General features: G+C 65.1%; 17 protein-coding genes and 1 tRNA gene. 8 read left to right on the forward strand and 10 right to left on the reverse strand.

The features are described from left to right. Positions 1-79: 79 nt before the first annotated feature. The 3 genes from AC0L58_RS10965 to grxC form a co-directional block, all read right to left on the reverse strand. Entirely contained in the window at positions 80-1,093 is a 1,014-nt protein-coding gene (locus tag AC0L58_RS10965) for an isocitrate dehydrogenase (RefSeq protein WP_473683302.1), read from the reverse strand. Between the two features lie 245 nt (positions 1,094-1,338). Continuing rightward, the gene (locus AC0L58_RS10970) at positions 1,339-1,716 is read right to left on the reverse strand and encodes a carboxymuconolactone decarboxylase family protein (RefSeq protein WP_473683304.1); all 378 of its coding nucleotides are present in this window, start codon (positions 1,714-1,716) and stop codon (positions 1,339-1,341) included. Further along, positions 1,713-1,976 carry a glutaredoxin 3 gene (grxC, locus tag AC0L58_RS10975; RefSeq protein ID WP_473683306.1) on the reverse strand — a complete coding sequence of 88 codons (264 nt, stop codon included), beginning with the start codon at positions 1,974-1,976 and terminating at the stop codon, positions 1,713-1,715. Before grxC ends, AC0L58_RS10970 begins: the two co-directional genes overlap by 4 nt. 116 nt (positions 1,977-2,092) lie before the next feature. Between grxC and AC0L58_RS10980 the strand changes: the two genes are divergently transcribed. The 6 genes from AC0L58_RS10980 to AC0L58_RS11005 all read left to right on the forward strand — a co-directional run bounded on the left by AC0L58_RS10980 (position 2,093) and on the right by AC0L58_RS11005 (position 10,923). Continuing rightward, a complete protein-coding gene (locus AC0L58_RS10980) occupies positions 2,093-3,790 on the forward strand; it encodes a beta-barrel assembly-enhancing protease (RefSeq protein WP_473683308.1) in 1,698 nt (565 codons plus the stop codon). Positions 3,791-3,948: 158 nt separating this feature from the next. Beyond that, positions 3,949-6,042: a polyphosphate kinase 1 gene (gene ppk1 / locus AC0L58_RS10985; RefSeq protein ID WP_473683310.1), complete on the forward strand. Its 2,094-nt coding sequence runs from the start codon at positions 3,949-3,951 to the stop codon at positions 6,040-6,042. A 70-nt stretch (positions 6,043-6,112) separates the two neighbouring features. Beyond that, complete coding sequence (locus AC0L58_RS10990) at positions 6,113-7,630, forward strand: Ppx/GppA phosphatase family protein (RefSeq protein WP_473683312.1); 1,518 nt, start codon at positions 6,113-6,115, stop codon at positions 7,628-7,630. Positions 7,631-7,703: 73 nt separating this feature from the next. Beyond that, positions 7,704-8,411, forward strand: a complete 708-nt coding sequence (locus tag AC0L58_RS10995) for a peptidylprolyl isomerase (RefSeq protein ID WP_473688702.1) — start codon at positions 7,704-7,706, stop codon at positions 8,409-8,411. 7 nt (positions 8,412-8,418) lie between these two features. Beyond that, a complete protein-coding gene (locus tag AC0L58_RS11000) occupies positions 8,419-9,147 on the forward strand; it encodes a UDP-2,3-diacylglucosamine diphosphatase (protein WP_473683314.1) in 729 nt (242 codons plus the stop codon). 513 nt (positions 9,148-9,660) lie between these two features. Continuing rightward, positions 9,661-10,923 (forward strand): low temperature requirement protein A, encoded by a 1,263-nt coding sequence (locus AC0L58_RS11005; protein WP_133951669.1) that lies wholly within the window; start codon positions 9,661-9,663, stop codon positions 10,921-10,923. A 1,097-nt stretch (positions 10,924-12,020) separates the two neighbouring features. Here the strand turns inward: AC0L58_RS11005 and AC0L58_RS11010 are convergent. The 6 genes from AC0L58_RS11010 to AC0L58_RS11035 form a co-directional block, all read right to left on the reverse strand. After that, positions 12,021-12,113 (reverse strand) — tRNA-Ser (locus AC0L58_RS11010). 76 nt (positions 12,114-12,189) lie between these two features. Next, positions 12,190-12,393 (reverse strand): carbon storage regulator CsrA, encoded by a 204-nt coding sequence (gene csrA / locus AC0L58_RS11015; protein ID WP_473683316.1) that lies wholly within the window; start codon positions 12,391-12,393, stop codon positions 12,190-12,192. 265 nt (positions 12,394-12,658) lie between these two features. Continuing rightward, positions 12,659-15,301 (reverse strand): alanine--tRNA ligase, encoded by a 2,643-nt coding sequence (gene alaS, locus AC0L58_RS11020; RefSeq protein ID WP_473683318.1) that lies wholly within the window; start codon positions 15,299-15,301, stop codon positions 12,659-12,661. 84 nt (positions 15,302-15,385) lie between these two features. Further along, positions 15,386-15,919, reverse strand: a complete 534-nt coding sequence (locus tag AC0L58_RS11025; protein ID WP_473683320.1) for a regulatory protein RecX — start codon at positions 15,917-15,919, stop codon at positions 15,386-15,388. A 65-nt stretch (positions 15,920-15,984) separates the two neighbouring features. Continuing rightward, complete coding sequence (gene recA, locus AC0L58_RS11030) at positions 15,985-17,022, reverse strand: recombinase RecA (protein ID WP_473683322.1); 1,038 nt, start codon at positions 17,020-17,022, stop codon at positions 15,985-15,987. Between the two features lie 162 nt (positions 17,023-17,184). Beyond that, positions 17,185-17,694, reverse strand: coding sequence for a CinA family protein (locus AC0L58_RS11035; protein WP_473683324.1), 510 nt, complete (start codon positions 17,692-17,694; stop codon positions 17,185-17,187). Positions 17,695-17,782: 88 nt separating this feature from the next. On the opposite strand from AC0L58_RS11035, the gene mutS reads away from it, so the two are divergent. Next, the gene (gene mutS, locus AC0L58_RS11040; protein WP_473683326.1) at positions 17,783-20,377 is read left to right on the forward strand and encodes a DNA mismatch repair protein MutS; all 2,595 of its coding nucleotides are present in this window, start codon (positions 17,783-17,785) and stop codon (positions 20,375-20,377) included. 95 nt (positions 20,378-20,472) lie between these two features. Here the strand turns inward: mutS and AC0L58_RS11045 are convergent, their stop codons facing one another. Then, positions 20,473-21,732 carry a DUF819 family protein gene (locus tag AC0L58_RS11045; protein ID WP_473683328.1) on the reverse strand — a complete coding sequence of 420 codons (1,260 nt, stop codon included), beginning with the start codon at positions 21,730-21,732 and terminating at the stop codon, positions 20,473-20,475. A 179-nt stretch (positions 21,733-21,911) separates the two neighbouring features. On the opposite strand from AC0L58_RS11045, the gene AC0L58_RS11050 reads away from it, so the two are divergent. Next, a complete protein-coding gene (locus AC0L58_RS11050; protein WP_473683330.1) occupies positions 21,912-23,570 on the forward strand; it encodes a BamA/TamA family outer membrane protein in 1,659 nt (552 codons plus the stop codon). Positions 23,571-23,573: the final 3 nt, after the last annotated feature.

A 23,573-nucleotide genomic window follows, 5' to 3' on the forward strand; every position in this document is an offset into this window, starting at 1 on the left:
ATGCAACTGGCTAACGGATGCACCAACAAAAAGCCGCGGTGACAAGCCGCGGCTGTCTTGATCCCGGCACCATCGGGGCTCAGCCCTTGATGCGCCTCACGATGGCGTCGGCGAAGCTGCTGGTGCTGCCTTTGCCGCCAAGGTCGGGCGTCACGCTGTCGCGGTCGTCGGTCATGGTGGCGCGGATCGCATGGCGCAGCTGGTCGCCCTTGGCCACCATGTCCAGGTAGTCGAGCATGTCGGCGGCGGCCAGCAGCAGCGCGCACGGATTGGCTATGCCCTTGCCGGCGATGTCCGGCGCCGAGCCGTGCACCGCCTCGAAGATCGCCGCGTGCTCGCCGATGTTGTCCCCCGGCGCCAGGCCGAGGCCGCCGACGAGGCCGGCGCACAGGTCGGAAAGGATGTCGCCGAACAGGTTGGTGGTGACGATCACGTCGAACTGCTCGGGGCGCATCACCAGCTGCATGCAGGTGTTGTCCACGATCATCTCGTTGAACTCGATCTGCGGATACTCCTTGGCGATCTCGCGCGCCACGTTGAGGAACAGGCCCGAGCTGGTCTTGAGGATGTTCGCCTTGTGCACCGCGGTGACCTTCTTGCGGCCCTTCTTCACCGCCAACTCGAAGGCGTAGCGCACGATCCGGCTGCTGCCCTTGCGCGTGTTGCGCGCCACCGATTCGGCGATCTCGCCGTCTTCGGACAGGGTCTGTCCCTCGGCGCGATACGCACCTTCGGTGTTTTCGCGCACGGTGATGATGTCGATGTTCTCGTAACGCGACTTGGTGCCCGGGAAGCTGACCGCGGGGCGCACATTCGCGTAGAGGTCGAAGTGCCGCCGCAGCGTGACGTTGACCGAAGTGAAGCCTCCGCCGATCGGCGTGGTCAGCGGGCCTTTCAGGGCCACCTTGTGCTCGGCGATCTTGTCCAGCGTGGCCTTGGGCAGCAGGTCGCCGTGCTTTTCCAGGGCGACCATGCCGGCGTCGATCATTTCGTACTTCAGGCCACAGTCCAGCGCGTCGAGCACGCGCAGCGTGGCAGTCATGATCTCCGGGCCGATGCCGTCGCCCGGGATCACGGCGATGGTTTTGTTCATGGGGGACTCCTTGGGGACTGATCGCATGCGCGCATGAAAAGGCGCACGTCAAGACCGCCCATTATCGCTCAAGCTGCCCTTGCCGGACAGCCTGCAGCGCGAATGAGGCGTTGCAAATCCTCGCACGGACCATCGCGGAAACTCGCATGACCGGGAGTCGGGAACGCGGCGGATTTGCGTAGGGCGGGCTCTGCCCGCCGTGGCATCCAGGAAAAGCCGGCGGGCGGAGCCCGCCCTACAGGCTGTCAGGCGTGATCGGCGCATTCCGGCGTGCTGGGCTCGCCGGCTTCGAGCTGGTCGAGGAAATCCACCGCACGGCGCAAGTGCGGGATCACGATCGATCCCCCGACCACCAGCCCCACGCTGAATATCTCGAAGAACTCGTCACGCTGCACCCCGGCCTGCTTGCACTGGGCCACGTGATAACTGATGCAATCGTCGCAGCGCAGCACCATCGACGCGACCAGGCCAAGCATCTCCTTGGTTTTCACGTCGAGCGCGCCGGCCTTGTAGGTCTGCGTATCCAGCGCAAAGAAGCGGCGCACGACCTGGTTGTCCTCGGCCAGGATGCGCTCGTTCATGCGCTGGCGGAACGCGCTGAACTCGGCCAACTTGTCGCTCATGCGGCGGACTCCAGCATCTGCTTCAGCTTGCCGCTGCGATCGGCCGCCGCCAACTCGTCGAAACCACCGACGTGTTGGTCGTTGACGAAGATCTGCGGCACGGTACGGGCGCCACCGCTGCGCGCCAGCATCGTCTCACGCTGCGCCGGATCGGTGTCCACGCGCACCTCGGTCCACTCCAGTCCACGCGACTTGAGCAGGTTCTTGGCGGCCACGCAGTAAGGACAAACCGCCGTGGAATAGACCTCGATCTTGGGCATCACGAAAACTCCGAAATAGCGAAAATCCAGTTGATTAAATGGGGACCGTCCGGACACAACGCAAGCCGAGGAACCGACACCCTTGCCCGCGGTCACAATGCTATTGTCGCGTACCGATGGCCATGACACCACGACGTCTTAGCGCGCGCCTGTTGACGGCGCTGATCACCGCCAGCCTCGCCTGCACGGCCGGGGCCCAGGATGACGTACGCCTGCCCGACCTGGGCAGCTCGGCCGAAGCGCTGATTTCGCCGCAGGAGGCGCAGGACTACGGCGCCTCCATGCTGCGCCAGATGCGTGCGCTCGACATGGTGGTCGACGACCCCCTGCTCGACGATTACATCAACGACCTGGGCCATCGACTGGCGGCCAGCTCCGACCAGCCCAAGGATCACTTCACCTTCTTTATCGCCAAGGATCCGGAGATCAATGCGTTCGCTGCCCCCGGCGGTTATATCGCGATCAACTCCGGCCTGTTCACGATCACGCGCAACGAAAGCGAACTGGCCAGCGTGATCGCGCACGAAATCGGCCATATCACGCAAAAACATTTGCAGCGTGCCTTCGAGGATTCCAAAAAGGACGCCCCGCTGATGGCGCTGGTATTGCTCGGCGCCATCGCGGCCGGCGCCACCAGCCACAGCGGCGATGCGCCGATGGCTGTGCTCGCCGGTGGCCAGGGCCTGATAGCGCAGAAGTCGATCAACTTCACGCGCAAGGACGAGATCGAGGCCGACCGTGTCGGCATCCAGACCCTGGCGCGGGCGGGCTTCGATCCCAACGCCATGGCCGACTTCTTCCAGCGCATGCAGGATGTGCTCAGCACCGGTGCCGGCGGCCGGGATGTGCCGGCCCTGCTGCAGACCCACCCGGTGACGACCATGCGCATCAGCGACGCGAAGGCGCGTGCCGGTACGCTGATTGCGGGCCAGAAGCAGCGCCCTGCGGCCACTCTGGATAGCAGGCAATGGGCCATGACCACCGCGCCGATCGCCTTCGTCAAGAATCCGGCCGTCCTCAACGCGCCGGCGAAACCCGGCGCCGGCGACGACACCTATGCCTTGATGCGCGAACGGGTGCGTGTGCTGGCCGGGGACGCCACGCGCGAGGCGACCTACTACAGCTCCAACCTGCAGAACCGCCGCGAGTTCGACACGCCGGCCAACCGCTACGGCTACGCACTTGCGCTCACTCGCAGCGGACGTGGCGCGCTTGCGATCGGCCAGTTGCAGCCGTTGTTGCGCAGCGCGCCGGACAACCAGATCCTGAAGCTGGCGCTGGCCGACGCCGAGCTGCAAGCCGGCCAGCGCGCCTCCGCGCTGGCGATCTATCAGGAGCTCAACGCGCAATCACCGCGCGATCGGGCGGTGGCGCTCGCCTACGCCAAGGCGCTGACGGCCGGTGCCGACAAGACCCAGGCCGGCCTCGCCGCGAGCCTGCTGCGGCCGATGCTCAACGATGCCAGCGAACCGGAAATCTACAGCGCCTACGCGCGCGCCAGCGACGCCGCCGGCGACAGCGTGCGCGCCGGCGAAGCCTACGCCGATGCCAGTTACTACTCCGGGCGGCCGTTCGACGCGATGGAACAGCTCAAGCGCCTGCTCAAGCGCGACGACCTGGACTACTACGCACGCGCCCGCATCCAGGCCCGCATCACCGAACTCACGCCGCTGTTGCTGGAGCTGCGCAAGCGCAGGATCCAGACCAAGGACAACCCCGACGGTCAACAGCTGCAGCCGGGTGAAGCTTGCCGTGGGCGCCTGTGCTTCGGACTTGACGCGACGCCGGCAAATGCCTGGCAGGCACACGGTTAGCGAAGATCTGAACAAGCCGTCATTCTGACGAGCCGGATCGGGTGTCGCCGCAACTCCTGGAAGACACTGGATTCCAGCTTGCGCTGGAATGACGAGCGAAAGGATGCGCCACCGCGCCGCACCATGTATTTGGCGCGCGCCATGCGCCAGAATGGGGTATGTCCAGACCCTCTGCCCGCATGCCACGCGATGTCGACCTCGATGCTCCGCAGCTGTATTTCAGCCGCGAGCTGGCGGCGCTGGAGTTCAACTTCCGCGTGCTGGCGATGGGGCGTGATACGGCCGTGCCCTTGCTGGAGCGTGTGCGCTACCTGAGCATCGTCGCCAACAACCTCGACGAGTTCTTCGAGGTACGGGTGGCGATGCTCAAGCACCACCATGCTTACGGCTCGGCCGCGCCCGGTCCGGACGGCGTCCCCTCGGGCGAATTGCTGGCACAGATCCGCAGCCGCGTGCTGGATCTGGTTGCGGAGGTCTACGCCGCCTGGCAGGAGCAGATTCGGCCACAGCTTGAGCAGGAAAAGGTCCATATCCTCACCCGCAAGCAATGGACGCCGCGCCAGCACCGCTGGTTGCAGGGCTATTTCGAGCATGAGGTGCTGCCCGTGCTGTCGCCACTGGGCCTCGACCCGGCGCATCCGTTTCCGCGCATCCTCAACAAGACGCTGAACATCGCGGTGGTGCTGCAGGGGCGCGACGCCTTCGGCCACGAGGGCCACATGGCCCTGGTCCGTGCGCCGCGCTCGCTCCCGCGCATCATCCGCGTACCCAACGAGGTCAGCGGACCGGGCGATCACTTCGTGTTCCTGGCCGAACTGCTGCAGGCCTTCGTCGACCTGATGTTCCCCGGTCTCAAGGTGGTCGGCTCGTACCAGTTCCGGGTCACCCGCAACAGCGAGCTTATCGTCGAGGAGGCCGAGGTGGAAAACCTCGCGCTCGCCCTCAGCGAGGAGCTGGTCGGTCGTGGCTACGCACGCCCGGTGCGACTGGAGATCGCCAACGACTGCCCGCAGGCGATCACCGCCATGCTGGTGGAGAATTTCCAGCTCGACGATGCCGACGTCTACCGTTGCGACGGCCCGGTCAACATCATTCGCGCCGGCTCGATCTATGACTGGCTGGATCGTCCCGAACTGAAGTTTCCGCGCTTCACCCCGCAACTGCCGCCCGCGCTGGACGCCACCCACAGCAAGTTCGAGCTGATCAGCCGACGCGATGTGCTGTTGCACCATCCCTACCAGAGCTTTGCGGCGGTGATCGACCTGCTGCGCCAGGCCACGGCCGACCCGCAGGTGCTGGCGATCAAGCAGACCCTGTACCGCGCCGGCGAGGACACCCCGCTGGTCGACCTGCTGGTGGAGGCAGCGCGCCAGGGCAAGGATGTCACCGTGGTGATCGAGCTGCGCGCGCGCTTCGACGAAGAGGCCAACATCCGCCTGGCCACACGCCTGCAGGAGGCGGGCGTACAGGTGGTCTATGGCGTGGTCGGCTACAAGACCCACGCCAAGATGATGTTGATCGTGCGCCGGGAGGGCAACACGCTTCGCCGCTATGCGCACCTGTCCACCGGCAACTACCACCAGGCCAACAGCCGCGTCTACACCGACATCGGCCTGATGACGGCGAACCCGGAAATCGGGGAAGACCTGCACAAGGTGTTCCAGCAGCTGTCGGGGTTGGGCCCCATCATCGAACTGAAACGACTGCTGCATTCACCGTTCACGCTGTACCCGGGCATCCTGGCGCGCATCGAACGCGAGACTGCCCACGCGCTGGCAGGTCGTCCCGCGCGCCTGGTGGCCAAGCTCAACGCACTCAACGACGCGCGCGTGATCGAGGCGCTCTATCGCGCCTCGCAAGCGGGTGTGGAGATCGACCTGATCGTGCGCGGCGCCTGCACCCTGCGCCCCGGCTTGCCCGGTATTTCCGAGCGCATCCGGGTCCGTTCCATCGTGGGACGCTTCCTCGAACACAGCCGCGTGTACTGGTTCGCCAACAACGGCGAACCTGAAATCTACTGCGCCAGCGCCGACTGGATGGAACGCAATCTGATGCGGCGGATCGAGGTGGCATTCCCCATCCTCGACCCCGAGCTGGCCGCGCGCGTCTTCGAGGAAACGCTGGCCAACGGCCTGGCCGACAACACCCAGGCCTGGCTGCTCGGCAGCGATGGCCGCTACGTGCGCGCCGAGCCTGGAAACAACCCGCCCTACAGCGCGCAACAGGGCCTGCTGGCAAGGATCTGCCAGTGAGCTTCAGCGCGCGCACGCAGCGCGCCCATGCGTGCGAGAATCGACGCTTTGCCGCTGCGGGAGCCCCGGCGTGAGCCCGACTGAACCGACCCCGATCCGCGATGGCGAGCTGATGGCGGCCGTGGACATGGGTTCCAACAGCTTCCACATGGTGGTCGCGCGGATGGAGCACGGCGAACCCCGCGTGATCGACCGCCTGCGCGACACCGTGCGCATGGCCGCCGGCCTGCGTCCCGACGGCAGTCTCGACGCCGAGCGTCGCAGCCGCGCGCTGGCCTGCCTGGCTCGCTTCGGCCAGCGCATCGCCGGGCTGCCGTCGATGCGGGTACGCGCCGTGGCCACCAACACCGTGCGCCGGCTGGCCTCGCCGCAGACCTTCCTGAGTGCCGCCGAAGCCGCCCTCGGCCATCCGGTCGAAGTGGTATCCGGCCGCGAGGAAGGTCGCCTGATCTTCCTCGGCGCGGCGCACGACTTGCCCGCGTCGCGCGAGCCTCGGCTGGTGATCGACGTCGGCGGTGGCAGCACCGAATTCATCATCGGCCGTGGCCTGGCGCCGCTGCACACCGAGAGCGTGCAAGCCGGCTGCATCGCCTCGACGCTGCGGTTCTTCCCCGGCGGCAAGCTCACCACCAAGCGCTGGCAGCGTGCCACCAGCGAGATCGGCGTGCTGTTGCAGCAATTCGCCGAGGATTACCGCGAGTCCGGCTGGCAGGATGCTTACGGTTCGTCCGGCACCACCAAGTCGATCGGCGCGGTGGTGCAAGCCATGAAATTCTGCGATGACGGCATCACGCCGGCAGCACTCGCCTCGTTGCGCGATGCGTTGATCGACCACGGCCAGATCGGCACGCTGAAACTGCCGGGCCTGGCGGCCGAGCGTGCGCCGGTGCTCGCCGGCGGCGTGGTGATCATGGAGGCGGCATTTGCCGCGCTCGGCATCGAGCGGCTGCGCGTATGCGAAAGCTCGATGCGCGAAGGCCTGCTGTGGGATCTGCTCGGGCGTGCCGGTGGCAGCGATCCGCGCACGGCTAGCATCGACGCTCTGGCCACGCGCTACGGCGTCGATCGCGCGCAGGCACGACGCGTCGAATCGACTGCGCTGATGCTGTTCGACCAGGTGGCGCGCAGCTGGAAACTTGATGCCGATGCACGGGAATGGCTGTCCTGGGCCGCACGCGTGCATGAAATCGGCCTCGCCATCGCACACAGCCAGCACCACCGTCATGGCGCCTACATCCTGCGCCACGCCGACCTGGCCGGCTTCTCGCGCCAGGAACAGGAGCTGCTAGCTGCCGTGGTCGAGATGCATCGACGGAAGCCGGACAAGTCCATCATCAGCGCCTTGCCGTTGCGCTATCGCGCGCTGGCCCGGCAGATCACCGCCCTGCTGCGCCTGGCCGTGCTGTTCCGGCGTGCCCGGCGCGCCGAGTCGCTGCCGCAAATGCAGCTTTCCGCCAGCAGCAAGTCGCTGCGCCTGAAAATTCCTGTCGGCTGGTTCGAGCAGCGCCCGCTCACCGCCGCCGACCTGCAGCAGGAGCAGTCACCCATGGCTGACCTCGGCGTGAAACTGGACATCTCCAGCAAGTGACGGCCACGGCCATGAAAAACCCCTCCACGCGTTGCCGCGTATCATGTGCGCATATCCGGACAGCCTCATGCCCATGTTGAAATCTCTGCTCGTCGCCGCCTTGCTGATCCTGCCGCCCGGCCTGCCGGCGCAAAACGCCAAGCCCGCCACCGCCGACGCGACGCCTGCCGCGGCTGAACCCCAGGTGCTGCTGCACACCTCCGAGGGTGACATCACGCTGGAACTGTACCCGGACAAGGCGCCCAAGAGCGTGGCGAATTTCCTGCAATACGTGCGCGATGGTTTCTACGATGGCACCGTGTTGCACCGGGTGATCCCCGGCTATCTGGTGCAAGGCGGCCTGTACACGCGCGAGCTGCAGCCCAAGCGGACCCGACCGGCAATCCCCAGCGAGGCCGACAACGGCCTTTCGAACCTGCGCGGCACCATCGCCGTCGCGCGCGGCGTTGATCCCAATTCCGGCACGGCGCAGTTCTTCTTCAACCTGGTCGACAATCGCCGGCTGGATTTCGTCGGCAACCAGAGCGGTCTTACCTGGGGTTTCGCGGTGTTCGGCAAGGTCACCAAGGGCATGGATGTGCTGGACAAGATCGCCGCGCTGCCCACGCGTGCACTTGGTCCATTTGCCGGCGACGTGCCCAAGCCGCTGGTGGTGATCGAAAGCGCGCGCATCGTCAGTGAAGGCACGCCAGCGTCGGGCAGTAGCGCCGCCGCACCAGCCAAGGCGAAATCTGCCAAACCCGCTGCAGCCAAGCCCGTCAAGCATCCGGCCAAGGGTTGAGCGCAGGATGGCCACGCTGTTCATCGCCGACCTGCATCTGGATGCCGCCCGACCACACATCACCGATCTGTTCGAGCGCTACCTGGCCAGCGACGAAGTGCGCCAGGCAGACGCGTTGTACATCCTCGGCGACCTGGTCGAAGCCTGGATTGGCGACGACGACGATGCCGAACTGCCGCGACGCATTGCCACCGCCACCCGTGCCCTCCGCGATGCCGGCGTACCGGTGTACTTCATGGTCGGCAACCGCGACTTCATGTTGGGCCGGCAATTCGCTGAACGTGCCGGCTTCACCGTACTCGACGACGGCGTCGTGCACGAGATTGGAGGCCGCCCCACCCTGCTGATGCACGGCGACGTGCTGTGCACCGACGACGTCGCCTATCAGGCGGTGCGACGGCAAGTGCGCACGCCCGAGTGGCAGGCGCAGATCCTGTCGATGCCGCTTGAGGCCCGTCGCGCGTTTGCGGCAAAAGCACGCGCAGACAGCAAGGCGCATACCGGCAGCACGATGGAGAGCATCATGGATGTGAATGCCAGTGCGGTGGCGGATGCGATGCGCAAGGCCGGCGTGAGCCGGTTGATTCATGGGCATACGCATCGGCCGGCCGTGCATCGGTTCGAGCTGGACGGGGAGCCTGCGGAGCGGATCGTGCTGGGGGATTGGTATGAGCACGGGTCGGTGCTGCGGGTGGATCGAGATGGAGTGGAGTTGCGGGGATTGGGAGTTGGTTGAAATCAGATGTGGTTTTGTGGGCGGATTGATGGTGATGGTCGTGCGAACTCGCTGCCGTGGGATGGCCCAACGAGAGGATGATCGAATTTCGACGCAAGTGGCTGTTGTCGGCCAAGAACGGCCGGTCGGCTACTTCGGATGCTTGCCGCAACGGGGCCGTTCGAAAGCCGTTGAGCATCACCCTGCACTGACGAAATTGACGCTCACACGGTCAGCGGATTCTTGCCAAGCGAGCGAGTTCTTGACGCGAGTCAATTATGGGCATGCACGCACCGTGGTTCGCCATCGCGTGGGCGGCGTTGAAGCGCAACATTCAAGAGGCTCGGCGCGCAACGACCGCGGAGCCCCGATCCAGACAGCCATCAATTCCGCGGACTTGCATCTGCAGGAAACCTCGGCGTCGACAATTCCGGCAGGACAAATCAGGGTTTTCGCTCATAGGAATGAGGGACATCTTCATTCGAACGACTCACAGCGACACAATGACGATATCAATGAGCCGCGGTATTCCCCATGAGCACATCGTCGTCCAGCGCAGAATCTGTCCACCACCACGTTCGGCGCATGGTCGGACGCGACCCGCATGAACAGCATCGGGTGGCTACCCCACTCGAACTGCTGTTCGACCTGACCTTCGCAACGAGCTTTGGCGTGGCGGCCTTCCAGTTCGCGGAGGCATTTGGTGCGGCTCACTACGGAGCCGCATTCCTCGGCTTCGGCTTCGCCGCCTCGATTATCTGCTGGGCCTGGGTCAATTTTTCGTGGTTTGCCTCGGCCTATGACACCGACGATTGGGTGTTTCGCGTGGCCACCATGGTGCAGATGACCGGCGTATTAATTTTGGCCATCGGCCTGCCGCCGATGTTCAAGTCGATCGGGCATGGGGTGCATCTTGACGCCTCCGGAACGGTGCTCGGCTATGTGGTGATGCGCGCCGCGATGGTCTTTCAGTGGTCGCGCGCTGCGTGGCAAGACCCGCGCCGGCGGCGTGCTTGTCTGACCTATGCCATCACCATCTCGATCGCCCAGATCGGTTGGGTCGCGTGGGCTTTCCTCAACACGAGTCTAGTCCTGGGCGTGGTAATTTTCTGCGTACTCTGGTCGATCGAATTTGCAGCACCGTGGCTGGCCGAGCGCAAGGACGGCGGCACGCCGTGGCACGCTCATCACATCGCCGAGCGCTACAGTCTTTTTGCGGTCATTGCCTTGGGCGAGTCAGTCGTCGGCACGGTCGACGCGATGAGCGCCGTGATCGGGCGGCAAGGCTGGACGCTGGACGCAGTGCTTGTTTGCGTTGCCGGCGTGGGACTGACGTTTGGTCTGTGGTGGGTCTATTACCTGCTTCCCTCGGGGCGAGCCCTGCACGAGCATCGATCCCGCGCTTTCGCCTGGGCCTACGCACAGATGTTCATCGTCACCTCGATCATCGCAGTCGGCGCCGGCTTGCGTGTGGCTGCGCTTTTCGTAGAAGGAAAGACGGCCACTGGTGCGCTTGGCGCCCTGCTCACCGTGGCGGTTCCGGTAGGCGTATTCATCGGCCTCGTGTATGGCCTTTACCATTACCTCGTGCGTCGCCCGGACCCTCTCCACGTGTGGCTTCTCGCCGCGAGTGCGGTGACGTTGGCCGGTGCCGTTGTCGCGGCCGTCCTCGGTGTCGAGATGGCGATCTGTCTGGTTGTCGTCACCTGCGTGCCAGCCATCACCGTCGTTGGGTACGAGGTACTTGGCTACCGCCACCAGTCAGTTGTGGGTGAAACCCGCCCTTTGCTTCAGTGAACGTGTACGCGCCAGGTTTAGATCGGCGAGGAGCAGTCAAAGCGGAGCCCAAGATTGCTCGGGCCGATAACAGCCGGTCGACTCCTCAAATGGCTGCCACAAAGCAGCCACTCGCGACCGGCGGAAATGGGTCGGAATTGGTCGGTCGGCATAAGCAGTCGCTCGCCAATGCGCTGTAATCAGTCTCTTTTCACTCATGTGGGATATGCCGAGTAGCCGCAAGGGTGCGCTTACCACATCTCTCCGCGAGACACGCGAAAACGCCCCGACGGGGGCTTGCTTCGTTCAGCATCGCGTTGATGGGGAGTTCTCCCTTACGCGTTGCGTGCTCCAGGGCCGGCCTGCGGCTATCCTTGACGTTCCAGACGAAATTGTCGCTCGCGGACGCAGGATGCCGGAGCGAACATCGGCGTAGCCGATGGCCCGAAGGGCGAGGCACAGGACGTGCCGAGTAACCGGGAGGGTCGTCCACACATCTCTCTCCGCCAGATACGCAAAACGCTCCTTGCGGGGCCACGTGCTATCAATCGGCGACAGCGCGGCGTGGAGTCCGGGATTGTGAATCCCATCCATGGGATTCACCCTTGCGCGCTGCGCGCTTCGGGGCCAGCCTTCGGCTGTCCAAATTCGTTCCAGACGAATTTGTCGAACGGAGGGTTCGTCCACCACCTCTCTCCGCCAGATACGCAAAACGCCCCTTGCGGGGCAACGGGCATCAATGAACGAGCCGGTGGCGTGGAGTCAGGGGATTGTGAATCCCATCCATGGGATTCACCCCTACGCGCTGCGCGCTGCGGGGCCAGCCTGCGGCTGTCCAAAATTGTTCCAGACAATTTTGTCGAACCGAAGGGTTCGTCCACACCTCTCTCTCCGCCAGATACGCAAAACGCCGGCTTCGATGGGGTGCGGGTCGGCATGGAGTCTGCGAGGGATTGTGAATCCCATCCATGGGATTCACCCCTACGCGCTGCGCGCTGCGGGGCCAGCCTTCGGCTGTCCAATTTTGTTCCAGACAAAATTGTCGAACCAGAGGGTTCGTCCACACCTCTCTCTCCGCCAGATACGCAAAACGCCCCTTGCGGGGCGCTTTGCGTATCTGGCGGAGAGAGAGGGATTCGAACCCTCGATCAGGTGTTTAGCCCGATACTCCCTTAGCAGGGGAGCCCCTTCGGCCACTCGGGCATCTCTCCGGGGTTTTTCCGCATTGCTGCGGAGCCGGCAAGGATACTGACCGGCGCGGTCCAGGTAAAGTCCTGAATGGTGCGATCAGTGCTCGCCAGTGCCTTCAGGCGCAACGTCACCGTCGTTTTCGCCCTTGATTCGCTGGTAGATTTCCTCGCGATGGACGGCCACGGTTTTCGGTGCGTTGATGCCGATGCGTACCTGATTGCCTTTTACGCCAAGAACGGTGACGGTCACCTCGTCGCCGATCATCAGGGTCTCACCGACCCGGCGGGTCAGAATCAACATGTTTACTACTCCATAAATAAGCTGCTGGTCACAGGCTAGTGGATCGACGCTGCCTCACCCCTGAGCGTCCGTCCATCCACAACTCGACGTTTTGATCCGTCGAAGGCCCTACCGCCTTCCCGGCTCACAGCCAAAACACCTCCTGAGGGTCCTGACTGGCGGCTTCACCTTTTTGGCAAAGTCGACCTCTGCGGATACTAACCGGTCAGGAATCATCGACGCAATGCGGCCAACCGACAAATCGGGGAGCTGGTTGGGTTGCGAGTCATCGACTGGCAACCCAACCGGGCAGCTCGGCCAGGATGGCCGGCAACTCCGGGGTGTCGGATCCACCGCCCTGAGCCATGTCCGGGCGGCCACCACCCTTGCCGCCGATCCGGGCCGCCACATGGGCGACGACATCGCCAGCCTTGACCTTCTCCAGCGCCTTGCCGTGCACACCGGCAATCAGCGACACGCGACCATCGGCCGCGCCCGCGAGCAGCACCACGCAATCGCCGAGCTGCTGCTTGAGCTGGTCAACGCTGTCACGCAACGACTTGGCATCAAGCCCCTCCAGGCGGGCGGCAACGACCTTGATGCCAGCCACGTCGGTGGCCGAACCGGCCAGATCGGCGGTGGCGGAGCCAGCGGCCTTGGCGCGCAGTGACTCCAGCTCGCGCTCCAGCTTTTTCTGGCGATCCAGCAATTGGCGCAGTTTGGTCACGACTTCTTCGCCACTGCTCGACAGCAGGTGCGACAACTCGTCGAGACGGCGCTCCTCGTCGGCTACCCAGCTCAGCGCGCCCTCACCAGTGACCGCCTCGATGCGGCGCACACCGGAGGCCACGCCGGACTCGCTGACGATCTTGAACAAGCCGATGTCACCGGTGCGGCCGACATGGGTGCCGCCGCAGAGCTCGGTGGAGAAGTCGCCCATCTTCAGCACGCGCACCTCGTCACCGTATTTTTCGCCGAACAGGGCCATGGCGCCCGATTCGATCGCCTCGTCGTAACCCATGTTGCTTACCTCGGCGGCCGCGTTGCGACGCACCTGGGCATTCACCATCGCCTCGACCCGATCCAGTTCCTCGCGGCTGACCGGCTTGTTGTGCGAGAAGTCGAAGCGCAGGCGTTCGGGCGCCACCAGCGAACCCTTCTGCGTGACATGCTCGCCCAGCACCTGGCGCAACGCCGCATGCAGCAGATGCGTGGCCGAATGATTGAGCACGATGGACTGGCGACGCGCGCCATCCACCTCGGCATCAAGCAGGTCGCCGCTGCGCAGGGGCTGCTTGCCGCGCCAGGTACCGACATGGCCGAAGAACGCGCCACCCAACTTCGAGGTATCGCCTACATCGAAGCGACCGGCGGCGTTCGACAGCGTGCCGGTGTCGCCTACCTGGCCACCGGATTCGGCGTAGAACGGCGTGCGGTCCAGGATCAGGATGCCTTGCTCGCCATCGGCCAGTTGTTCCAGTTGCCGGCCCTTCTGCACGATGCCGAGCACCTTGCTGCCGCTGCCATGCAAGGCGTCGTGGCCCAGGAATGTGGTAGGCGCAAGCTGGCTGACCAGATCGGCGGGGATTTGCCCTTTCGCCTCGAACCGGCCGGCAGCGCGGGCGCGCTCGCGCTGTTCGTTCATGGCCTGCTCGAAGCCGGCCATGTCCACCTCGAGCCCGCGTTCGCGCGCGATGTCGGCAGTGAGGTCGACCGGAAAGCCGTAGGTGTCATAGAGGCGAAACGCCTCGTCGCCCGGAATGGTTTTGCCGCCCTTGCCGGTGCCGATCTTGTCGGCAATGTCGTCGAACAAGCGCATGCCGTGTTCCAGCGTTTCGCCGAAACGCTGCTCTTCGGTGCGCAGCGCATCCTCGACAAAGGCCTGCTTGGCGCCCAGTTCGGGATAGGCCTCGCCCATCTCGGCCACCAGCGGGGCGACCATCTTCCAGAAAAAGTCGCCGCGCACACCCAGCATCCAGCCATGGCGCAGGGCGCGGCGGATGATCCGGCGCAGCACGTAGCCGCGGCCTTCGTTGGATGGCAACACACCATCGACAATCAGGAACGCACAGGCGCGGATGTGGTCGGCGATCACGCGCAACGACTTGTTGCCGAGGTCCTTCGTGCCGGTCAGTTCAGCGGCAACGCGGATCAGGCGGGCGAACAGGTCGATCTCGTAGTTTGAATGGACGTTCTGCAGAATCGCCGCCAGCCGTTCCAGACCCATGCCGGTGTCCACGCACGGTGCCGGCAGCGGGCTAAGCGTGCCGTCCGGCGCCCGGTCGAACTGCATGAACACCAGGTTCCAGATCTCGATGAATCGATCGCCATCCTCCTCCGGCGAGCCCGGCGGACCGCCGGCGATGTGCGGGCCGTGGTCGTAGAAGATTTCCGAACTGGGACCGCACGGGCCGGTGTCGGCCATCTGCCAGAAGTTGTCCGAAGCGAATGGACCGCCCTTGTTGTCACCGATGCGGATGATGCGCTCGGCCGGTACGCCGATCTCGTCGTGCCAGATCGCCCAGGCCTCGTCGTCGGTGTGGTAGACGGTGACGGTAAGCCGGTCTGGCGGCAGCTTGAACACCTGGGTCAGCATTTCCCAGGCCCAGGCGATGGCCTCGCGCTTGAAGTAGTCGCCGAACGACCAGTTGCCCAGCATCTCGAAGAACGTGTGGTGCCGCGCGGTGTAACCCACCGCGTCCAGGTCGTTGTGCTTGCCACCGGCACGCAGGCAGCGCTGCACGTCGACCGCGCGGACGTACCCGGGCTTCTCGCTGCCCAGGAATACGTTCTTGAACTGGACCATGCCCGAGTTGGTGAACATCAGGGTCGGATCGTTGGACGGCACCAGCGAACTGGACGGCACCACGGTGTGGCCCCGCGCGCGGAAGAATTCGAGGAAGGCAGAGCGGATTTCTGAGGTTTTCATGCGTATCGCGGTGGCTGGCGTAAGGAATCCACGCGGCAAACGGGCCAGTCGATCCATCCACCCAGCATCTTCGGATGATGGATTTCAGGAAATATCGTCGGCGGCCTCGTCCACTTCGGCGTGGGTGACACTCCGTACTGTGGCGGCCGGAAAGCCGCGACGCAAGAGGAACTGCGCGCGACGGGCGCGTTCGGCGTGGTCCGCGCTGCCCGCTGCGCCGTAGCGGCGCCGCAACTGGGCCGCGGCCAGCGCGTCCCAATCGGCATCGGCCTCTTCCAGCAATTCGCGAATGCGCGTGTCGGGAACGCCGTGACTTTTCAGCTCGATGCGCAGGCGCAGCGGACCATAACCCTGGGCGATTCGGCTGCGCAGCAGCACTTCGGCGAAGCGATCATCGTCCTGGTAGTGCTGCTCACCGAGCCGATCAATCGCGGCGGCGGTTTCTTCGCCGTCGTAGCCACCCTGGCGCAGTTTGGCCTGGAGCTCCTTGCGCGAATGTTCCCGGCGCGCGAGCAGACCCAGTGCCTTGTCGTAGGCGCTGCGCCTGGGTCGGGCGGCCTTGTCACCGGATGCGCCGGTGCCGGATCGATCCCGGCCGGGCCGGCGTTTCATGGCCATGCAAACGCACATGGCCCGGACAGACCGGGCCATGCATTGCAGCCAGTGGCATCAACCGCCACGGATCACGCTTCCTCGAGGGCCTCTTCCGGGCCCGCGGCGGCAGGCTTGCCGACCGGCACCAGCAGGCGGGCACGCAGTTCCGCGTCCACCTCGTTGGCGATGGCGGGGTTGTCGCGCAGGAACTGGCGCACATTCTCCTTGCCCTGGCCGATGCGGTCGCCCTTGTAGCTGTACCAGGCACCGGATTTGTCGATCAGATTCTCGGCCACGCCCAGCTCGATGATCTCACCTTCGCGCGAGGTGCCCTCGCCGTAGAGGATCTCGAACTCGCACTTGCGGAACGGCGGCGCCACCTTGTTCTTGACCACTTTCACGCGGGTCTCCGAGCCGATGATCTCCTCGCCCTTCTTCACCGCGCCGATGCGACGGATATCCAGGCGCACCGAGGCGTAGAACTTCAGCGCATTGCCGCCGGTGGTGGTCTCGGGGCTGCCGAACATCACGCCGATCTTCATGCGGATCTGGTTGATGAAGATCACCAGGCAGCCGGATTTCTTGATGTTGGCGGTGAGCTTGCGCAGCGCCTGGCTCATCAGGCGGGCGTGCAGGCCGACGTGGGAATCACCCATCTCGCCTTCGATTTCCGCCTTCGGAGTCAGCGCGGCAACCGAATCGACCACCACCATGTCCACCGCGCCGGAGCGCACCAGCATGTCGGCGATTTCCAGCGCCTGCTCGCCGGTATCGGGCTGCGACACCAGCAGGTCGTCCACCTTGACGCCCAGCTTCTCGGCATAGGTCGGGTCAAGCGCGTGCTCGGCGTCGATGAAGGCCGCGGTGCCGCCGGCGCGCTGGCAGCTGGCGATGGCCTGCAGGGTCATGGTGGTCTTGCCGGAGGATTCCGGGCCGTAGATCTCGACCACTCGGCCACGCGGCAGGCCGCCGACGCCGAGGGCGATATCGAGCCCCAGCGAACCGGTGGAGATGGTTTCGATCGCTTCGTTGACGCGGTCGCCCATGCGCATCACGGCACCCTTGCCGAACTGCTTTTCGATCTGGCCGAGGGCGGAGGTGAGCGCCTTGCGCTTGTTGTCATCCATCGTGTGTATTCCGGTTGGGCTGTGAATGGCAGGCATGATGCCCGGGTCGAATCTCACCGGCTGCGATCAGCGGCCGGGCGGGCCGGCGCGATCGCGAATGGCCGGCGGCGGGAAATCGCAGTATCCCACATACGTCAAGCCGGTCTGGCGGCCTGCGACGCCTCATGCCGTCAGGGTTTTCCGCAAACCTTCGAGCGCCGCCGCCACGGTTTGCCGACGCACGGCCTCGCGATCGCCCGGAAACCGGAACATGCGGGCATGCGCGTAGCCGCCGCGGCACTTCCAGCCGATCCATACCGTGCCGACCGGTTTGTCCGACGTGCCACCGGTGGGGCCGGCAATACCGGTCACCGCTACCGCCACACCGGCGCCAAACCGAGCCAGGGCACCGGCGACCATCTCCAGCACGGTCTCCTCGCTCACCGCGCCGGTCAGCTCCAACGTGCGCGGATTGACCCCCAGCAGCGCCTCTTTTGCCTCATAGCTGTAGGTCACCACGCCGGCATCGAACCACGCCGAGCTGCCCGGCAGGTCGGTCAAGGTCTTGGCGATCCAGCCACCGGTGCAGGATTCGGCCGTGACCAGCGTCAATCGACAGCGCTGCACCTCATCGGCCACCTCGCTGGCGAGTGCCAGCAGTTCGGCGTCGGTAGGAACGGATGACAACTCCATGCGAGACTCCCGGACTTGAATGCGTTTGCGCCAAGCGCAAATCCACTGTTCTACCCGTTCCACGCGACCACGCCAAGACTTGCATTGCATGAGCCAAGACGATCTCACCAAGCACACCCCGTTCATGCGCCAGTACCTCTCGGCGAAAGCCGAGCACCCGGACGTGTTGCTGTTCTTCCGCATGGGCGATTTCTACGAGTTGTTCTACGACGACGCGCGCAAGGCCGCGCGTCTGCTCGACATCACGTTGACCCAGCGCGGGCAATCGGCTGGCGCACCGATTCCGATGGCGGGCGTGCCGTATCACGCGGCTGAGAATTACCTGGCGCGACTGGTACGGCTGGGCGAGTCGGTGGCGATCTGCGAACAGATCGGCGATCCGGCGCTGGCCAAGGGTATCGTCGAGCGCAAGGTGGTACGCATCATCACACCCGGCACGGTGACCGACGCCGCGCTGCTGGAAGACCGACGCGACAACCTGTTGCTGTCCATTGCCGCCGGTCCGAACGCGAGCTACGGCCTGGCATGGGTGGACTTGTCCAGCGGCCGTTTCCTGCTCAGCGAAGTACCCAGCGCCGAGGCGCTGGCTGCCGAACTGGCGCGACTGCAGCCTGCAGAAACCCTGATCGGCGAGGACGTGGCCTGGCCGAAACTGGTCAGCGCCCTGCCCGGCCTGCGCAAGCGGCCACCCTGGCACTTCGACGCCGATGCGGCAAAACGCGAGCTCAACCGCTTCTTCGGTACCCGGGACCTTGGTGGCTTCGGCGTGGAAGGCATGCCGCTGGCCATCGCCGCCGCGGGCTGCCTGCTCGGCTACGTCGAGGAAACCCAGAAAAGCGCGCTGCCGCATCTCACCGGCATGGCGGTGGAAAGCGCCAGCGAGACGATTGCGCTGGATGCCGCCACCCGCCGCAACCTGGAACTGGATACGCACCCCAGCGGGCGCACCGAGCACACCCTGCTCGGCGTGCTGGACGAGACGGTGACGCCGATGGGTGCGCGACTGCTGCGCCGCTGGCTGACCCGCCCGCTGCGTTCGCGCCCGGTGCTGCGCCGACGGCATCAGGCGATCGGCATGCTGATCGACAGCCGCAGTCACGACAGTCTGCGCGAGTTGCTGCGCGGCATCGGCGATCTGGAACGCATCCTCGCCCGCGTGGCCCTGCGCTCGGCGCGTCCGCGTGACTTGTCCACCCTGCGCGATGGCTTGGGGGCCGCACCGAAGTTGCGCGAAAGCATCGCCAGGCTGGACAGCCCGCTGCTGCACACCCTGGTCGAAAGCATTGGCGACCATGCAGACACCGCATCGCTGCTGACTCGCGCCGTGGTCGACCAGCCGCCAGTGCTGCAACGCGACGGCGGCGTGATCGCCGACGGCTACGATGCGGAGCTGGACGAGCTGCGCCGCCTGTCCACCCACGCCGACCAGTACCTGGTCGAGCTGGAGGAACGCGAGAAAGCGGCCAGCGGCATCAGCACGCTCAAGGTCGGCTACAACCGCGTCCACGGCTACTACATCGAGATCAGCAAGGCACAATCGGACAAGGCGCCCACCCATTACACGCGCCGCCAGACCACCAAGAATGCCGAGCGCTACATCACCGAGGAGCTGAAAAACTTCGAGGACAAGGTGCTGTCGGCGAAGGAACGTTCGCTGATGCGCGAACGCGCCTTGTACGAGGCCTTGCTCGACACGCTCACCGAAAGGCTCGAACCACTGAAGGCGGCAGCCAGCGCCATTGCTGCGCTGGATGTGCTCGCCACCCTGGCCGAGCGCGCCGAGGCGCTGGACTGGAGCGCCCCCGAACTCAGCGACGATCCCGGCATAGCGGTCGAACGGGGTCGGCACCCGGTGGTGGAGAAAGTCCGCGACGAGCCGTTCGAGCCGAACGATCTGCAACTCGACGACCACCGTCGCATGCTGGTAATCACCGGTCCGAACATGGGCGGCAAGAGCACCTACATGCGCCAGAACGCGCTGATCGTGCTGCTCGCCCACATCGGCAGTTACGTGCCCGCCAGTCGCGCCGTGATCGGTCCGATCGACCGCATCTTCACCCGTATCGGCGCCGGCGATGATTTATCGCGCGGACAGTCCACCTTCATGGTGGAAATGAGCGAAACCGCCAATATCCTGCACAACGCCACGGCCGACAGCCTGGTGCTGATGGACGAGGTCGGTCGCGGCACCAGCACCTACGATGGACTGTCACTGGCCCGCGCCGCCGCGGTGCACCTGGCGCGCCATTGCCGCGCGTACACGCTGTTCGCCACCCATTATTTCGAACTGACCGAACTGGCCGGCGAGTTCCCGTCGATCGCCAACGTGCATCTGGACGCGGTCGAGATTCACGACCAGCAGCGGGGCGAGCAACTGGTATTCATGCATGCCGTGAAAGACGGCCCGGCCAATCGCAGTTTCGGACTGCAGGTGGCCGCCCTCGCCGGCCTGCCCAAGGCGGTCATCGCCGACGCGCGCAAGACCCTGCTCCGGCTGGAGAAGGGCATGCACAACAACCCTCTTGCGAACACGGGCGAATCCGGAACCAGTTCACCGCAGTTGGGCCTGTTCACCGCGCAGGCGCCCTCCGCCGTCGAAAAGGCTGTGTCCGAACTTGACCCGGACAGCCTGACGCCGCGCGAGGCGTTGCAGGCGCTGTATCGACTCAAGGACATCACCTGACCACACAGTGCGCAGGGTGACTCTGGCCACGAGCTCGATGAGCTCGCGCGCGCTCCCGACCCGCTGACACGACACCGGCCGCGTGCCAGAGCAATTCAGCCGCCCGCCACCAGGCGCAGCAACTGACCGCAAGCCCAGGCCGCATAGGTGCCCAGCGAATAGCCGAAAACGGCCAGCAGCACGCCGACCGAGGCCAGTGCCGGATGAAATGCCGATGCCACCACCGGCGCCGAGGCCGCGCCGCCGATGTTGGCCTGCGAGCCGACCGCCATGTAGAACACCGGCGCGCGGATCAGCCAGGCCACGCCGAGCATGGCGAGGCCATGAAAGGCGATCCAGATCGCGCCCAGCGCGAACAGATGCGGGTCGGAAAATACCGTGCGAATGTCCATGTGCATGCCGATGGTTGCGACCAGCACATAAAGACACACCGACCCTACGGTGGATGCCCCTGCACCTTCGAGCTTGCGCGCGCGGCTGAAAGAGAGCAGCAATCCGAAACTGGTGGCCAGCACCACCACCCAGAAAAAATGCGACGTCAGGCTGAAGCGCGCCAGTCCCGGCGCATGCATCGCCAGCCACGGCGCGATCGTGCCGGCCAACGCATGCGACAGCCCGGTGAGACCGAAACCGATGGCGGCAATCACCATCAGGTCGGTCAGGCTGGGGACGCGCCGGTGCTCGGCTTGAAAGCCTTCGATACGCTTGCGCAAATCGTCCAGGGCGCTGGTGTCGGCACCGGTCCAGGCATCGATCTGGCGCGCGCGGCCGGCCATCCAAAGCAGCACCGCCAGCCACAGGTTGGCCACGATCACGTCCACCGCGATGAAACGGGCGAAGTTGTCGGGCCCGACCTCGAACACCTCCTTCATCGCCGCCTGATTGGCGCCGCCGCCGATCCAGCTTCCGGCCACCGTGGTCATGCCGCGCCATACCGCATCCGAACCGCTGCCCGCATGCATCAACGCCGGGTCGATCGCGTTCATCAGCAAGAAGGCGATCGGCCCGCCGATCACGACACTGGCGGTGCCGACCAGAAACATCACGATGGCCTTGGGTCCCAGTCGCACGATCCCGCCCAGGTCGCTGGAAAGGGTCAGCAAAATCAGCGCCGCGGGCAGCAGGTAGTCGCGCGCCACCGGATACAGGTTCGAATCGTGGCCGTCGATCACGCCCAGCGTATTGAGCAGGCCGGGGATGAAATAGCACAGCAGCAAGGCCGGCACGAAACGATAGAACGCCTGCCAGCCCCGTTGCGGCTTGTTGCTGGTCCAGAACACCAGCGCCAGGACGGCGAACAACACGCCAAGCACCGCAGGATCGGACTGGATCAGGGCATGGCTGGGGTCGGTCACAGGCTCGGCTCCAAGGCTGAAAAGACGTCATGGATCGAAGCTGTCCGCAAAATCACGGCACCCACCCACGACACTCCCACCGACTACTTAACACGATAGACACTTCACCGCACCCACGCCGGGTTAGCATGACCCTGCCTGACTCGAAACCATCTCCTGCGGATGGATTGGAGTACGTCATGCTCAGATCGTGTGCAGCGTTCGTGGGCCTGCTCGCCATGAGTACCGGCGCCAGCGCAGCGTGCCCGGAGCCCGACTCCGAATCCCGGTCCCGCTGGGCGGGTCAGGCGCAGTGGCTGGCCATCGAGCGAGCCGGCCTGCGTTTCGGCGCGATCGACGTCCGGGTCACCAACGTCTACGACCCGGACCAACCCGGCCAGAACGTGTGGTACGCACGCACGGCCAACCACCTGCACATCCCCACGCGCGCCTGGGTGATACGGCAATTGTTGCTGGTTGCACCGGGTGAGCCGGTTTCGGCCAAGCGCGTCTACCAGGCCACGCGGCGCTTGCGTCAGCAGGTCTACCTGCGCTCTGCGGACATCGTTCCGGTAGCGTGCAGCGACGGCACGGTCACCACGCAGGTGAGGGTCAGGGACGCCTGGACACTGCGCCTTGACGCACGTTTCTCCCATGCAGGCAATGCCAACCAGTTCCGCTTCAATATCCAGGATACCGATGTGCTCGGCAGCGGCCGCAGCATCGGCATCGGGCACCAGAAGACGCTGGAGCGCAGCGAGGACTATGTGGCGTATTCCTCACCTGCGCTGGCCGGCACGTCATGGACGCTGGGGGCGCAATACGCGCGTTTGTCTGACGGACGCCGCGCCATGCTGTCGGTGGCGCGGCCGTTCCGGCTCGACACCACGCCATGGTCAAGCAGTTTCGACGCGCTGAACCAGAAGCTCGATCTCAACTTCTACGAACGTGGCGATCAGGTCTGGCAGTTGCCGGCACGCGAAAACTCGTACAAGGCACAATGGCAGCACCGCATATATGCATCAGGCGACACCGTGTTGCGGCTGGGTCTTGCGGCGCGGCGTGCCAGCTACCGTTACGCGGCGCCGCGGCTGATCAAGCCGAATCAGTTGCCGCCGCCATTCGCCGATCAGCGCACGCTGGCCGGGGTCGGTCCAAGCTTCAACCTGCACCAGGACCGCTACGCCAGTTTCACCAACATCCAGTCCGTGGCGCGGGTCGAGGACTACAACCTGGGCTGGGACCTGTCCGGCAACCTGCTGCTGGACAGCACCGCGTTGGGCAGCACCCAAAGTGGCCCCGCGCTGTCGCTGGAAGCAAGCAAGGGCTGGCAACCGGCTCCGGCAGTCCTGATCCTGTCAAACGCGTCGCTGGCGGGTCGGCAACGCAGCGGACAATGGCGCAACCTGGACCTGCGCATGTCGGCAACCGCATATGCCCAGGTGTCGCCGCGGCAAACCCTGGTCGCGCATGCCGACTATGCCTTGCTGAACCACCCGGATCCCGAAAACCGGCTCTATGTCGGTGGCTTCCAGGCCCTGCGTGGCTACCCCAATTTCTATGCCACCGGATCGCGCCGGCTGCGGCTGACGGTGGCCGACCGACTGGTCTCCTCGACGGTGTTGTTCAACACCTTCCAGCTCGGCTACGTGGTCTTTGTCGATGCCGCCCGCGTCGAAGGCAGCACCTCGCCCGACTGGAGCCCGTGGTATGCCTCGGCCGGCGCCGGATTCCGCATCGGCAACCTGCGCGGCGCCTACGATCGCGTTCTGTATTTCACGGTGTCCCGACCCCTGCGTCAGGGGCCGGGTGTGTCAAACGGATTGCAGATCGTGGTGGGCAACGTCATCGACTTTTGAGGC

The organism is Rhodanobacter sp. G2-10, assembly GCF_055809185.1.

Excerpts from the sequence above, each read along its gene's own strand:
- AC0L58_RS10965 (WP_473683302.1), bottom strand. The coding sequence starts at position 1,093 with ATGAACAAAACCATCGCCGTGATCCCGGGCGACGGCATCGGCCCGGAG.
- AC0L58_RS10970 (WP_473683304.1), bottom strand. The coding sequence starts at position 1,716 with ATGAGCGACAAGTTGGCCGAGTTCAGCGCGTTCCGCCAGCGCATGAAC.
- grxC (WP_473683306.1), bottom strand. The coding sequence starts at position 1,976 with ATGCCCAAGATCGAGGTCTATTCCACGGCGGTTTGTCCTTACTGCGTG.
- AC0L58_RS10980 (WP_473683308.1), top strand. The coding sequence starts at position 2,093 with ATGGCCATGACACCACGACGTCTTAGCGCGCGCCTGTTGACGGCGCTG.
- ppk1 (WP_473683310.1), top strand. The coding sequence starts at position 3,949 with ATGTCCAGACCCTCTGCCCGCATGCCACGCGATGTCGACCTCGATGCT.
- AC0L58_RS10995 (WP_473688702.1), top strand. The coding sequence starts at position 7,704 with ATGTTGAAATCTCTGCTCGTCGCCGCCTTGCTGATCCTGCCGCCCGGC.
- AC0L58_RS11000 (WP_473683314.1), top strand. The coding sequence starts at position 8,419 with ATGGCCACGCTGTTCATCGCCGACCTGCATCTGGATGCCGCCCGACCA.
- AC0L58_RS11005 (WP_133951669.1), top strand. The coding sequence starts at position 9,661 with ATGAGCACATCGTCGTCCAGCGCAGAATCTGTCCACCACCACGTTCGG.
- csrA (WP_473683316.1), bottom strand. The coding sequence starts at position 12,393 with ATGTTGATTCTGACCCGCCGGGTCGGTGAGACCCTGATGATCGGCGAC.
- alaS (WP_473683318.1), bottom strand. The coding sequence starts at position 15,301 with ATGAAAACCTCAGAAATCCGCTCTGCCTTCCTCGAATTCTTCCGCGCG.
- AC0L58_RS11025 (WP_473683320.1), bottom strand. The coding sequence starts at position 15,919 with ATGGCCATGAAACGCCGGCCCGGCCGGGATCGATCCGGCACCGGCGCA.
- recA (WP_473683322.1), bottom strand. The coding sequence starts at position 17,022 with ATGGATGACAACAAGCGCAAGGCGCTCACCTCCGCCCTCGGCCAGATC.
- AC0L58_RS11035 (WP_473683324.1), bottom strand. The coding sequence starts at position 17,694 with ATGGAGTTGTCATCCGTTCCTACCGACGCCGAACTGCTGGCACTCGCC.
- mutS (WP_473683326.1), top strand. The coding sequence starts at position 17,783 with ATGAGCCAAGACGATCTCACCAAGCACACCCCGTTCATGCGCCAGTAC.
- AC0L58_RS11050 (WP_473683330.1), top strand. The coding sequence starts at position 21,912 with ATGCTCAGATCGTGTGCAGCGTTCGTGGGCCTGCTCGCCATGAGTACC.